Consider the following 12,993-nt stretch of genomic DNA (forward strand, 5'->3'; position numbering starts at 1 on the left):
AGGCCTCGCGCATCCCGATCCTGTTCTGATGTAGAAAAAAACGCAGTGACGTTCGGCACACGCGAAATGCAAGTCATACGGTTGTAATTTTCTACGAGCGTGTCCAGCTGTCGCCGCGACGATGGTGTTCGCTTGAATCCACGGAACCCGGGCAAATGCTTGGTGGGTTGCCGTGTGCCTCCCGTATTCGAGATGGTTCGGCGATTGTCGCCGGCCCCTGACGCACGAGCGCGCATTTCATGCAAAGAATCAAAGTTTCGGCGACTTGGCGTGCCATCGTTTTGACCGGCCTCGTCGGCATCTGCTTTACCTCCATCGCGTTAGCACAAACCGATGCCGCACCTCGGCCGCGCAATCGAGCGGAAGCGACGGAAGTCGTCCGCGGCTTGCGGAGGATCGTGACACCCAACGGCATCGAAGAGGCCAAGATGCTGCGGATCGGCGGCATTGATCAATACGTCACGATCCGGGGCAGGGATCGACGCAACCCGGTGCTGCTGGTCCTGCATGGCGGACCCGGTTACGTCGAGACGCCGATGTCCTGGTGGTATGCGCACGAATGGGAAGAGTATTTCACGGTCGTCGAATGGGATCAGCGCGGCGCGGGCCGCACCTATCTCGATAACGATCCCAAGGCTGTGGCGCCCACCATGACCCCGCAGCGCTTCAACGACGATGTCGACGAGATGGTCCAATGGCTTCGCAAAGATCTCGGCAAGTCGAAAATCTTCGTGATCGGCCACTCCTGGGGCAGCTATCTCGGCGAAGCATTGGCGCAGCGCCATCCGGAATGGCTTTACGCCTATATCGGCGTGGGGCAGGCCGCGAACGTGCCGGAAAGCGAGCGACGAGGTTGGGCCTTCGCCATGGCGGCGGCGACGGCGGCCCACAACGAGGAGGCGATCACCGAACTTCGCGCCATCGCTCCTTACCCGAAGACGCCATCGCCGTTCAAGGAGATGGCGGTATTGCATCGCTGGGTGGATTACTACGGCGGCGTCATGGCCTATCGCCACGACCAGGAAGACGAGAGCCACGCAGGCCGACTCTCGCCAGACTACACAGACGCCCAGGCGCCACACATTTACGACGGCAACGAATTCTCGGAGTTACATCTGCTGTCTTTCGTCTCGACCCTGGACCTGTCCAAACACCTCGACTTCAAATGCCCGATCTTGATGTTCGAGGGCCGCTTCGACCGCACCGTGAACTCGGACGTCGCCCACGAATGGTTCGAAAACATTCGCGCACCCCAGAAACGCTTCGTCTGGTTTGAACACTCCGGCCACGAACCCATGAGCGAGGAACCAGGCAAATTCACTCAATCCCTCATCAACTACGCGCGCCCCTTGGCGGAAGCTGCGGGTGATGTTGCGCCGGAATGAGGGAGGGGCTTGGGATGGGCGCTGAGAGTGAGTAACGCGTGATTGCCGGCCCTTGGGTGGGGTTTTCATAATTTTACATAATATACATTATGCGAAGTAAAGGCTGCCCAGCGAGACCATCTAAACTTGTCGTCAGCCGCTTAAACATGTCTTCGAGCCAACTAAACATGTCATCCCGTCTTATGGGGTCACCTTTTCAATCAATTGATGCCTCGGGCCAACCTAATATTCCAAGCCAAGGCAATGCGTCACGATTTCGTGAACAATGGAGCCAGAGCCGATCGCAGAGATCTTCCGCTTAATTGTGTCATCCAGTTAAAGGCGTCACACGCGCGCCAGCCCGATCTTCTGTCGTTTGTCCGCCAGGCGTGTCATGTCCGCTTAAGCAATGGTCAACAAGATTGGACCGATGCCGATGGACTGCCAACAAAGCTGCGCCACCACTTTCGGCCGCCAGTTCAATTCTGGGAATTGGTCAACGGCCTCACCGGATCCAGCAAACAAGTCACCCCATGGCAGCCAACAAACTGCCATGAATTCGAGAATCGACCACTAAACCGCTCCAGTTGAGCAGTGGTCAGCAACAAGCTACCTACAAATTGTCGGGCGTATGTTCTCCGCGTTAACACGAGCCCATCGTGCTGACGGACTTCACGCTAAAACGGAAGCCTGCTCGGATCCACCCATCCTTCGAAATGGCCGGCTCCGCGCGCCCAAACATCTCCTCGCTGGGCGGCGGCGTGAAGGCCTGCGCGCCCCGTTAATGTCCAGGTAGGCAACGACACATTGCTATCCAGAGAGTGATCATGACGCCCGCACTGGCCGAGAAAGTTCTCCATCCGCTCGGCGATCAACGGGTCCGGCCGCATGACGGCAGCGCGCCCCACCTTTCGATATCGCAAGTAGTGGGGAAGCGGCTCGCGTAACGACCAGCGAATAATCGGCATGGCGACGATGGGTTGACTGGACTCACGGGGCAGATAGTGCACGCCGAGGTCCAGCAGATCATCAGCTGTTTCAACCCAGAAGTGCGTTGGCGCCCCGTTTGTCGCGTTTCCATATCCTTGCATCTGCGGATGCCTGCGGTCAGCTGACAAGGTGAAGCTCAGAACGTCACCGCTAAGGAATTCGGCGTTGATACCTCGGCGTGCCAGAATCAGGTGCAGCCCTGCCGCCGCGTAGGCGCAGCGCTTCCAGTAGTTTTCGGGAAAACTGGTGCGCAAAGCGTGGTCGACGATGGCGAGAGCGTGATCGACATCATCAGCTGGCTGATTCATCGGTTCCCTCAGTGTGATTGGTGTCATATCTGCTCTACTTTCGGGATATTAATGCCGATACCCCGGCACCCGAAAAGCGGTGTTTGGCGTACGACATTCTAGAAGGCGTGGTTCTTTCCGCAGCCCAGACAGCGACGATAGTTGCCCCAGCGTCCTTCATGCTCCCGGCCGAGCAGGCAGTCACATACATAGCTCGTGTCGTCATGGCCATGTCTCCAGCGAAGCAGGCGATGGAGTTGGACTAGGGTAACCGGCCACACTGGCTGCAGCTCCCACAGCCAAAATGAGGCCCGGCTGGCGTCCCGCCCAGCCGGACCGACAGGTCCAATAGCGCAGATACCGCCATGGCTATCGGTATCGACACTACGACCGGCACGAGGCTAGGAGGTAAGGGTCGAGCGCACATGCGGTTTTGGTCAGTAGGTTGTTGACAGATCGTCCAGCGGCCTGCCGGACAATCTTATTGCTTGATATGGCTTCAGGATCTAATCATTAACTGACTGAAAAATTTGGACTTGTCGTCAAAAATAAATAGCGAATAATGACAGTTATTCGCTATAGTGGCATCGCGGCGCCGCCCAGGCGCGACCGGATAACCAACGATGCCCGACCCGACTACCCTGCCCCTGCGCGTCGTCGATGCGCTGCAAGATCTGACATCGGTGCCGGCCGTCGCCCCGGAGATCCACGCGCCACGCCCGGCGATGGCCGCCTCGGTTGAGGCTGTACTCGAACGGCTCGCAATCTGGTCGACAGACTTTGCGGCCGGCAGTGCGCCGGCGACGGTGAAAGCCGTACGTTCGGATTGGGCGCAGTACTTGACGTGGTGTGAAGTGAGTCGGGCGACTCCCCTCCCCGCCTCCGTCGAGCAATTGGAAACGTTCTTGTCGGCGATGATCGACAAGGGCCGCAAGCGGGCCACGGTGGATCGTTATCTGTATACGGTCGGCCTCGTGCATGTGGCGGCCGGCTTGCCGAGTCCGTCGAAGGATTCTGACTGGCCGGTCAAATGGAAGAAACTCATCCGACGTCTGAAGACGAGTGGCGGCCATGTTCGCAAGCAGGCCGGTGAACTGGACATGGCCGACATCGAAACCATCCTCGCTTCATTGGGTGACAGTCCGCGTGATCTGCGCGACGCGGCGTTGCTGTCAATGGCCTCGGATACCTTGTGTCGCGAATCGGAACTGGTGGCCATTCGGGTCGAACATCTGCACCACAATCGCCGACGGAATACGTGGTCGTTGCAGGTGCCGTTCTCCAAGACCAATCAGGATGGCGCGGCGCCCGACTATCGCTTTGTGAGCTTGGAGACAATCGCGCGCGTACGGGCGTGGCAAGCGACGGCCGGCATCGAGGTAGGTGCCATCTTCCGGCCAACAGGTGGGCGACCGAAAGTCGGTGGAGATGTTGAAGAGGCGTTGCTGCCTCAGGAGGTAGCGCGGATATTCCGGCGGCGGGCCAAAGCGGCCGGCTTGGAAAATGCGGCGAGCATTAGCGGGCATTCGACGCGCATCGGCTCCGCCAATGATCTGGCCGAGCATGGTGCTACCGGACCTCAGATTCAGCACGCGGGCGGATGGAAAACCGAAAGAATGGTCACGTACTACACACGACGGTCACAGGCAGGTGCCAATGCGATGGCGAACTTACGTGCGCTACGTTGCCGTCTTTTGGCTCAAAAAGACCAACCAGAATAACGCAGGCTCGCTTGCATCATGGATTCATGAACGTAATCACTATACGCGCCCCTCGAGTCGGGCAGCCGCTTCTCTTTTAAGGCCAACGGCGCCTTAGGCGGCGTCTTCAAAGTCGAATTTCTTTTCTACAAAGCCTTCGGCCTCGGGGTAGAGGCTTTGTAGTTCGTTAGTAACGACTACGACGAAGCGTTCCCCCAGCTTTCGATCGAAGATGTTGTTCTTACTGAACACGCCTAGGCAAAACTGGAAGAGCGACAGACTTCGCGGAAAGGCCGATTCTCCGAGCGTATCCATCTCTGCACCTAGGCGCTGCAACGCGGCGCGAATCTTACCTTCATAGCCCTCGTTCCAATGAGGTCGCTTTGACCCTGCGACAATCATGTTTCGCAGGTTTTCGCTGAAGCGAACCAAGCTTGATGGAATTGCCTCTGAAGGAATCTTTCCCTGCTCAATGGCATTAGTCATGAACTCGTTGATCAATGCCTGCTCGTCTATCTCAGACCATCGCTGCTCCTTGATCGCGCCCGCCCATTGCTCGAATCCCAAGACGACCTGATCGAGTTGTTCAACGGCTGCGCGAAGCTGCGCGGCCAGCCGCTTATGACGCCACTGGGCATCGGAGCCCTTATACGCCAGTGCATGGGTCGTCACGGACCAGGCATGCTCAAAGGCAGTTCTGATCTGAATTTCAAACTTAATTCCCTGGAGATTTGTGGGCGCCTCACCTGGAGGATGTCGCAATTCTCCGATGAACCGTGTTGCGTCAAAGCGAAATACCGATGGATCCTTCCGCGTGGTCCCGCGCTCTAGGCACTTAACTTCTCTGAAGTTCGCTCGCAGATGCTCGAGAATGCGCGCCTCGTCCAGCAGTGTTGGAATCACGATTGCGCAGGCAAATAAGTCCTCGAGCTGACTCCATCGCTCAAATCTCCCCGTCTCCAGCTTCTCAGCCAGAGAGTCAAGCGCCTTCACTCGGCCGAGATACGCAAACCCCTGTTCGTTGCAATATCCAGAGACAATGTCACGGACGCGCTCGGCCGTGGCATTGATGTAGTGAAGAACGTAGGCGTGCTTCGCCTCGAGAGCGGGTGGAATGATCATCAGAGTTAAATGGAAAGGAGATTCTTCATGATGGCAATACGTCTTTCTCGCGGCCCTCTATCGTTCGAGGCGGATCGCGCGGCGTCGAAGTAAGCCGTCAGTTCAGCGTCGGCAGAGCGAGCCTGCTCGTCATCTACTTGTTGCACGAACTGAGCGAGGCGATCACCGGCGACATCTTCAGATACCAGCCCATTCTCCTGAAGAAGCTCGTGAATAGCTCCAAACAGAGAGTAGAAATCAGCTTGATTTCGAAGGCGACTGGAAGCAAGTTCCTTGATATCGCCTCTGGAGCGCAACGCCTTGTCGATGAACGAAACTGCGTCCTGAAACGATTTGATGGTCTGGTGCTTGCTCTCCCACGCAGAGTCTCGACTGGTGAATGCTTCGTCGAGTGCATCCTGGGAATACCCCTTGACGCCATCCTCGATTAGAAGCAGCAGTAAGGCAACAAATTCGACATCCTTCATCTGCTTTTTTGACTGGGCGGCGAATCGTGGAAAATTTGACGGCAACGACTCAGCCATCCATTCGCTCTGATCTTCTGTTGCTTTAATGAAGTCGCCATCCAGCCGCGCGTGACGCAGCTCTTGTGGCGTTAACTTGGAGACGTTTCGATTGATGCGATCGAAAATTGCATTGATCATCTCTTCGTCATCAGTCGGGATGTACTCGACGAGAAACTGATACGACCAAATTTGCTTTTTCGTGTTGTCGTCAAGGCTGGTAAAGTACATGCCTCGAGCCTTAGCGTTGGAGGTTCGCTCGCTTACGGGAAATTCGCCGCGAATGAATTCCAGGAGCGTTGTTAGTCGCTGTTTTCCGTCTACGACGTGATAGAGCGAGCGACCATCGGCTGAGATATCCTCGTAAAGAAAGATCGCAGGCGCTGGATAGTTCAGTAGCACGGTGTCGACGAAATAGTCCTTAAAGTCCTGGTTCCAAACACTGCGTCGTTGGTATGGCGGATTCAGGTCTAGCAGGCCGCGACCGGCCAAATCATAAAACCAACTTACCGTCTGAAAATTGTGTCGGCGCGACATAGATTTCCGTTCTCCATTGCTATCGTTTCATGATAGCAGTCTGACTCGTAGAGCGACGCTCCATTTGTTACCGGTTGGGTACTAGTGGCATGTTCGGCACGGCCGATCCAACTTTGAGGGCTCGGCAGCGAGCCGGCTTAGGGCTCTTTCGTTCCTTTGTGGCGCTATGATCGACTTGCGGGCAGCGCGTCTGGCAGGTCGCCGCCGCCCCGCCCTCCTGAGTCGCGGCGTACGCCCATCGCCACCTCGACGCTAACGCCGTGAAACGAAATCCAGCACCCTGCTGCGCAGCAACGCGTCTTCGCCGTTAAGGTGTTTGACGACCTCGCCTATGGTCGTCATGAGCGCATGTGTTCGGTCTTTTCTTTCCAGGTACTCGGGGTCGGTATACCCCATGGTTTCGACGACTAGCTTTTTCCCATGAGAAAACACGACAAAGTCCGGCCTCACGCGCACCTCAGGCGCAGTAGGGTCCGGCGCAATATCCAGTAGCGGCTTTTCGATCTCATAGGGATTTTTAGCTCTGTTGGCTTGGAAGTGCAGCTTATCCATCAAAATGGACAACGTTCTGCGCTCGAGATCGGAGTCCACCGGAAGCCATTCGTCAAAGCTATACAGCGGGTGCACGTACGCCCTATGAATAGCGGCGCGTGCCTCACCTGGCAGGATCGCAACCAGTGCGATCGCCACGTAAGGCCCTGCCGTGCCGGCACCAGGCAGGTACAGGCGACCGGCGACCTCCAAGGGCTCTCCGTAAGTCGGGATGAGCCATTTGGAACCATCATCTCGAACGTCGATGTCTTTGAGTTGATCGATAAGCAAGCCCTGGGGATGAAGCTTGCGTGGCCACGGGACGCCATTGAGCCGTGCTAGTTCACGCTCCAGTTTGGTAAAATCATGAAAGCTCAAGCGAACATACTTATCTGCCGGTATCGCTCCGTGCCCATCCAGTGAGAGGCTCGCAAGCGCCCGACGCAGCTTCTCTTTGTCTGACGAGACAGTGCGTCTCGTGGCGTCCACGCGATGTAGCCCTGCCGCTTCCAGCACTTTGAACAGCACGCCTGCCAGACTGGGCAGCCGCTTGCTGCTCGCGGCTCCTCGTCGCGGGCCGACGTCGCGTCTGCGGCCATAGTCCGACGCTTTAAGTGCAGAAAGGACGCCTAGCCCATTCGGTGCGCGTCGTGGAACCGACCAAGCGGCTTCGCTGTGCTCCGGGCGGTCCCGGACAAACGGGCATGTGTCGCGATGCGCGCCACGGCCATACAACGGCACCAAGGTCATCGAACGATCGGTGACTCCGGCAACTCGCTGGGGATACATCACAGGAGGTGCGGCGACACCCTGGCAATCGCACACGAGCCAGTAATCGCTGGCGGAAAGCCTCTGCAAGAAAGCCACCGCTTGCTTGATACCCGCGGCGGCGGTATCCGATCGAGCGAACAATGCAATGAGTGACGCGACAATGGCAGCCGGTACCTCCTGCCCAGCAAGCGGCGCCATGCCACGGTCAAACTTGGGGACTTCCCGGAGGACGGGCGCAGAGGGCGCAGGATTTGTCGTCATGGCAAAACGCTGGAAGGTTGATCGCTGAAAGAATAAGGGGGATCAGTGGGTGGCGCTCGCTTCATGCGGTGGCGGAGGTGCCAAACCTGGGCATGTCAAAGTCGAAATTGCAACGTTGAATCCATTTGCGGTCGCCACGGAGTAATGGTTGGCATCCAGCTTGACGGCATGAACCTCGTGAGAGTCGCCGCATACGTTTCTGGGCCAATACTCCAATCGCGCCAACATGATCCGTGCTGCCTTTTGTACGAAAGCATAATTTGAGAGATCGAGCTGCGGTGCCATCAGAGCAATGACGATAACGGTCAACAAGCGACTTAGTGGTCGAAAGACGCGCGTAAACCGACGGAGTGCGGGCGGCGATGAGGCGGTGGTACACGGGGTCGTATCGCGGAGCGAGGAAGCGGGCGGTGAGTCCGCGTTGGCTTGCCCGAGCAAGCTCCGTGCCCCCATCCTTCCCAAAACGATGATGGTGTGCACGCATGCCACAGCGAGGGCGACGATGCACAAGCCGGAGAAATAGATCGCAGGGAGAAGAACGAAGGCCATCACGCCGACAAAGGATGGAAACAACGCCGCGTCTTCGTGGGTCAATAAGAAAGTGAATTGCCTGGCCTCCGCCGTGGCGACACACAGGAGGATGCCTCCCGCGGACGTAAGCACTAACTTACCTACTCCGCGTGCCCATGACCTACGCAGCAAGCCTTGAATGTAATGACGCCACTCGTTAGCACCCGCGATGACAATGATCAAAAGTAGACCATTCATTACTTCACACGGTATGTGTGGGCGCCCTACCAGCGCAGGCCAAAAGATCATGAGCACGGAGGCGAGGAAGATTCCACACCATACCCACTCCATCCCCCGCGTTAGCTCACTTTCAGCAGGTAAGATGGCGTGGAAGGCAGCAATCCGGTCGCTCAACGTCTTCTTGGCGCGCCTTAGCACTCGCGGTGACAAGCGCAAGAAGTACGTCAAGGATTCACCGCAAAGAATGCCCAGCATGCCCAGCGCCATGAGGGCAACACTGGCGTGCGAGCCTCGATGCAATGTCAGCATCACCCCCAATCCCAAGATTGCCAAGAAGCCGTACTGAGTTGCGCTCGCCCGCTCCTGAGAGGCGCTAGCGCGGGCGTGCCCGGATGGCAAGGTACGCTTGAAGAAGCGGCGCATTTAAGAAGGCTTCCTTCCTAAGAAATCGCTACTGTATCGGCGCCCCGGGAGGAAACTGAAAGCGTTGGCACGAGAATTCGGTCGGACTGGGCGGCGCAACGACCGGCGTGTGCGATAGCGCCCCTCCCTAGCCGCTTGACTCCATTGATCACATCTACCTCTTCGGTCACTGCCCGGCGGCTGTGTGAGAATGGGCTTCGAGGTGTGCAGGAGCGGTCGCATTAGGGCATCCCAATGCCGGCCATCATCGCGATGACCGAACACCGTGCCGCCTCCAGTGTGATGGGATATTCCGAGCGGGCAGCGCAGCGGACAAGCTGGTGGCCCGCCTGCCCTGAAGGTATCTAGGAGACGGTCAGGGGGAATGCAAAATCCCTAGATGCGTTCCCATCCAAAGTCACGCGGAAGTTCGCGCAGCGAGCAAACATTGTTAGAAGCGGAATCTAAAGATTAGCGACGATCCTGGGCAGAGCTCTGCTTCATTGCGATCAGAAACGCTTCGAAATCTCCGGCTGCTACCTCTAGCGCCCTGTACACATCCGTCATCGGCGCTAATAGCTTGAAGCGTCTCTGCACGCCCTGCCCGCTCCACCTAATTTCACCGATGATGTTGTGAGATAAAAGCTCCGGCAATACGTCGTCTAGTAGAACGGGAGCGAGGTTGCGGCCCATCCGAATCTTCAAAATCGAGTCGTCAATGTGAGTTCGACGTGTGAAGGAGCGAAAGAATCGTTCCGCCGCCTTGGTGCGCTCGTCCTCGGGCTGCTGGACCTGCTGGTCGTCAAATAAGCCCGTGTGAAGGGACGCGCCTGCACGCCTGAGGCGATCTCTTATCAACTGCGGGTCGAAAGTTTGCAGGTCTTCCGCGCGCACTACGAGCGAGTCTATATGGCAATCTTGGAATTGTACCCCCGCGAGTGTCGTCGATTCGTCCAACTCCAGGCGTTCGAATTCGCAGTTTATGAATGCCACTTTTTCGAGACGTTGGCCATCAATTGCAGTTGGTTGAAAGACGCACTTCACGAAACTCAAGTTGTGCAGGATGCGCCCCTCCAAGCCATCCGCTGAAACGAGAAGGCGTTCTAAGGACAGACTGCCGTTGTCTCGTGAACGCAATTCTGCGATTCGCACAAGTATCGCACTGCAGTTCTCTTTGCAGAAGCTGAACCCAGTTTCCTGGTCATTGATGGCTTTTAACATCTCCAAGGTGGCTGGCAGGTCAGCACCATGGCGGTCGAGATACTGCACTGCTTGTTCAATCGTCGCACTGGGAAGCAGGTTGACCTGCAAAAATGTCCGAACTTCGATCTGACGGCCCGTCATGAGTAGTCCACCCAAACTCTCCCCCAAGTAGAAAGTCTGGAAATCCTCGTGGTCGAACGCTAGGCCAGTGCTTCTCGAAGGCTCAGCCGTCAAGAGCGAATGTTGCCGAATGCGCTCTTTGATCTGCCGGTTGGCCTGAGAGGTTTTTTCGTGGGTCTCACTAAAAATGTCCGCCAAGACATCTACCACGTCATAGCGCAAAGATGTGGTCGACGTTTGCCACATTTCCTGCGCGAGACTGGCGAGAAGGAGATGATGCTCCCGCAGTGTAAGCAGAGGTTCGCGGATCTCGCCTGCCACCATGGCAAGCCACTTCTCGGATGCCTCGCGTTGCACAATGGCGTCTACGAACGTGTAGAAGTAATCGTGCGGATGAGCGCCTAGCTTGTCGCCCAGGTGGGCGCGATCTTCGGCCTGGGCGGCTACATCGAAGAGGCGGTTGACCAGCACGGCACGGGTAACTAGCGGGTGCTCGCTGCCTAGCCGCGTAGCCACGGTTTCGTAGACGCCCTCTGGATCTTCTACCCCGCGTCGAGTTCCGTATTGGCAGAATAGTTCTTTGTCCCAGCGCGTCAGCTGCAGGCGGCCGAAACTCGCAGACCGATCGCCGATCGCGTCAAACAAACGAGCTTGAGTGCGGAAGCTCAAGTACTCAAAAAATGCTTTGCGTGCAGCAATTACTACTGAGCCAGTCGAGTCGAGTGACTGGACCAAATTGCCTAGCGCCGAGACGGCTTCACCTTTGGATCCCTCCACCAGCATTTCTTCGTAACCGTCAAACGCCGGCACGATAGCGCCTAATTTCACCAACTGAAGAAAGGCATCGTAATAATAGTAGCCGAACCGGAAGCGGTTCGATAACGCGGCCACAACAGCATCATCGAAAGTCAGGAAAGCCTTTCCGCTTAGGGGAATAGGCAATAGCAAGCAAGATGCCTCCTTGCGCTTGTAGCGCAGTGCTTGATCGTAAGCCACGCGATTGATGAGCGTGGTTTTGCCTTCGCCAGCATCTGAGGTCAGGTACAGGACTGAACTTGTGCCCGGGATAAAATTTGTTGCGATCTGAATCAGGGCGTTGGCGGCGTCGTCCTTGATCTCGTCTACAACGCTTTCGCCGCGCGCAGCCAAGTCGCCTGTAAAGGTGGCTTTCGGTGCGACGAATGGCGCCCTTCCGTTTTCTTCGGAGGCGGGGCGACCTGTCGATAAAATGCGGTCAGCCAACTGGGGGAGCTTGGCAACGCGCTGGATAATCCACGGGCGCCAGTGCTGTTTGACCCCGTTTTCTTCAACAAGGATGTTTTGGTCCCCGTCATAAGAAAGTGTGGCGTCAATTAGGTCGTCTCGAATTTGGGCGGTGATGCGCCCCGAACGAATATCTACGTCCGAAGGTTCATCCGCGAAGGAGGTGAGGATGCGTTTGAGATCCTGAATGTCCATGGCAGCTCAGAGTGAGATTTCGTTGAAGTAGCTGCTAATGCCCGGTGGCAGCATATTTGTTAGCGCTGTAGGCGTGCGCATGTTCGGGGTTGCATGTATTTGCGTTACCGTGCAACCAGCCTTAATAGCAATCAACACCCCTGGCCAGATGTCCGTATCGGAGGTGACGACCACGATGTCGTCGTCCCCGTCGACATAGGCTGCATGTGCCATGTCCGCAACGATTAGCGTATCGACCATCTTTTGCTCATCTCGCACAAGTAGGTCTTGCGGCGTCACTCCACAGTTGGGGGTTACGCATGGCGTTGTATGAGTTAGGTTTGCTAGAAATGCCATGCCGCACGCACCGGGCTGAGAGCACGCTGTGGCTCCCTGTCTTGGGCGAAATGAGCGAATTGACCGGTCTTTGGCCAGAGTCGTCTCGAATGGTGTCTGCGAACCAAGTGGGCCTAAGGCAAGCTGAACGACTAAACGGATCTGAGGTGCTCCAGGCGCATGGCCGGGCCGAGCAATGTAGCTGTGACCGGAGGTTAGCTGTGGAATCAACTGTTGAGCACGGTGAGTAGATATGGAGCCCGTCTTCCAACCTCCGTACAGGCGCACTGTCAGTTGTGGCTCGCTGCCAACAACCGACGCGGGAAGCCGGGCGCAGATCGCGGCGGCCGCCTGAATTGGACCCGGCGCCCACAGGGGTGCGGGGACATTGTCGTAGTCGACTAGAACATTAAGGCCCACTGTTCCTTCCTGGCGGTCATCTCCTTGCGATGGCACGCAGTCTAGAGCTCAAGAGGGCCGCCACGCCAGATCAATTGAGCGCGAGTTAGCCTCCGCCGGCATCAACTCGTTTAGCCGCGATAACTTGCCCTAATCACGCCGCATTGAGTTTGGCGACTGAGAATTGATGAATCGGCTCGCACTGTGGCTCAAGATAGCAACATGTCGCGTCATCGATCATCGACTTAACCCCTCCCGGATTCCTGCGAATGAATCGGCG

Annotated in this window: 9 protein-coding genes; 2 read left to right on the forward strand and 7 right to left on the reverse strand. The window is 56.9% G+C overall.

What is annotated here, in order from left to right; translation table 11 throughout:
- The first annotated feature begins 239 nt into the window (after positions 1-239).
- Complete coding sequence (locus ISP20_RS13255; RefSeq protein WP_204636557.1) at positions 240-1,385, forward strand: alpha/beta fold hydrolase; 1,146 nt, start codon at positions 240-242, stop codon at positions 1,383-1,385.
- 656 nt (positions 1,386-2,041) lie between these two features.
- Here the strand turns inward: ISP20_RS13255 and ISP20_RS13260 are convergent.
- Positions 2,042-2,662 (reverse strand): hypothetical protein, encoded by a 621-nt coding sequence (locus ISP20_RS13260; RefSeq protein ID WP_204636558.1) that lies wholly within the window; start codon positions 2,660-2,662, stop codon positions 2,042-2,044.
- Positions 2,663-3,264: 602 nt separating this feature from the next.
- Between ISP20_RS13260 and ISP20_RS13265 the strand changes: the two genes are divergently transcribed.
- On the forward strand, positions 3,265-4,362 hold the full coding sequence (locus ISP20_RS13265; RefSeq protein ID WP_204636559.1) for a tyrosine-type recombinase/integrase: 1,098 nt from the start codon (positions 3,265-3,267) through the stop codon (positions 4,360-4,362).
- Between the two features lie 93 nt (positions 4,363-4,455).
- On the opposite strand, the gene ISP20_RS13270 is transcribed toward ISP20_RS13265, so the two are convergent.
- The 6 genes from ISP20_RS13270 to ISP20_RS13295 form a co-directional block, all read right to left on the reverse strand.
- Positions 4,456-5,463, reverse strand: a complete 1,008-nt coding sequence (locus ISP20_RS13270; RefSeq protein WP_204636560.1) for a nucleotidyltransferase family protein — start codon at positions 5,461-5,463, stop codon at positions 4,456-4,458.
- 5 nt (positions 5,464-5,468) lie between these two features.
- Positions 5,469-6,503 (reverse strand): DUF262 domain-containing protein, encoded by a 1,035-nt coding sequence (locus ISP20_RS13275; protein WP_204636561.1) that lies wholly within the window; start codon positions 6,501-6,503, stop codon positions 5,469-5,471.
- A 252-nt stretch (positions 6,504-6,755) separates the two neighbouring features.
- Positions 6,756-8,003, reverse strand: a complete 1,248-nt coding sequence (locus ISP20_RS13280; RefSeq protein WP_204636562.1) for a hypothetical protein — start codon at positions 8,001-8,003, stop codon at positions 6,756-6,758.
- Positions 8,004-8,108: 105 nt separating this feature from the next.
- Positions 8,109-9,239 carry a hypothetical protein gene (locus tag ISP20_RS13285; RefSeq protein ID WP_204636563.1) on the reverse strand — a complete coding sequence of 377 codons (1,131 nt, stop codon included), beginning with the start codon at positions 9,237-9,239 and terminating at the stop codon, positions 8,109-8,111.
- A 450-nt stretch (positions 9,240-9,689) separates the two neighbouring features.
- Positions 9,690-11,999, reverse strand: a complete 2,310-nt coding sequence (locus ISP20_RS13290; protein WP_204636564.1) for an NACHT domain-containing protein — start codon at positions 11,997-11,999, stop codon at positions 9,690-9,692.
- A 6-nt stretch (positions 12,000-12,005) separates the two neighbouring features.
- Entirely contained in the window at positions 12,006-12,239 is a 234-nt protein-coding gene (locus ISP20_RS13295) for a hypothetical protein (protein ID WP_204636565.1), read from the reverse strand.
- Positions 12,240-12,993 lie beyond the last annotated feature (754 nt).

Origin of the sequence: Dyella kyungheensis, from assembly GCF_016905005.1 — a bacterium.
Lineage (GTDB): Bacteria > Pseudomonadota > Gammaproteobacteria > Xanthomonadales > Rhodanobacteraceae > Dyella > Dyella kyungheensis.

Coding starts and splice junctions, on each gene's coding strand:
- ISP20_RS13285 (WP_204636563.1), bottom strand. CDS start 9,239: ATGCGCCGCTTCTTCAAGCGTACCTTGCCATCCGGGCACGCCCGCGCT.
- ISP20_RS13280 (WP_204636562.1), bottom strand. CDS start 8,003: ATGGCGCCGCTTGCTGGGCAGGAGGTACCGGCTGCCATTGTCGCGTCA.
- ISP20_RS13255 (WP_204636557.1), top strand. CDS start 240: ATGCAAAGAATCAAAGTTTCGGCGACTTGGCGTGCCATCGTTTTGACC.
- ISP20_RS13260 (WP_204636558.1), bottom strand. CDS start 2,662: ATGAATCAGCCAGCTGATGATGTCGATCACGCTCTCGCCATCGTCGAC.
- ISP20_RS13270 (WP_204636560.1), bottom strand. CDS start 5,463: ATGATCATTCCACCCGCTCTCGAGGCGAAGCACGCCTACGTTCTTCAC.
- ISP20_RS13295 (WP_204636565.1), bottom strand. CDS start 12,239: ATGGTCGATACGCTAATCGTTGCGGACATGGCACATGCAGCCTATGTC.
- ISP20_RS13275 (WP_204636561.1), bottom strand. CDS start 6,503: ATGTCGCGCCGACACAATTTTCAGACGGTAAGTTGGTTTTATGATTTG.
- ISP20_RS13265 (WP_204636559.1), top strand. CDS start 3,265: ATGCCCGACCCGACTACCCTGCCCCTGCGCGTCGTCGATGCGCTGCAA.
- ISP20_RS13290 (WP_204636564.1), bottom strand. CDS start 11,999: ATGGACATTCAGGATCTCAAACGCATCCTCACCTCCTTCGCGGATGAA.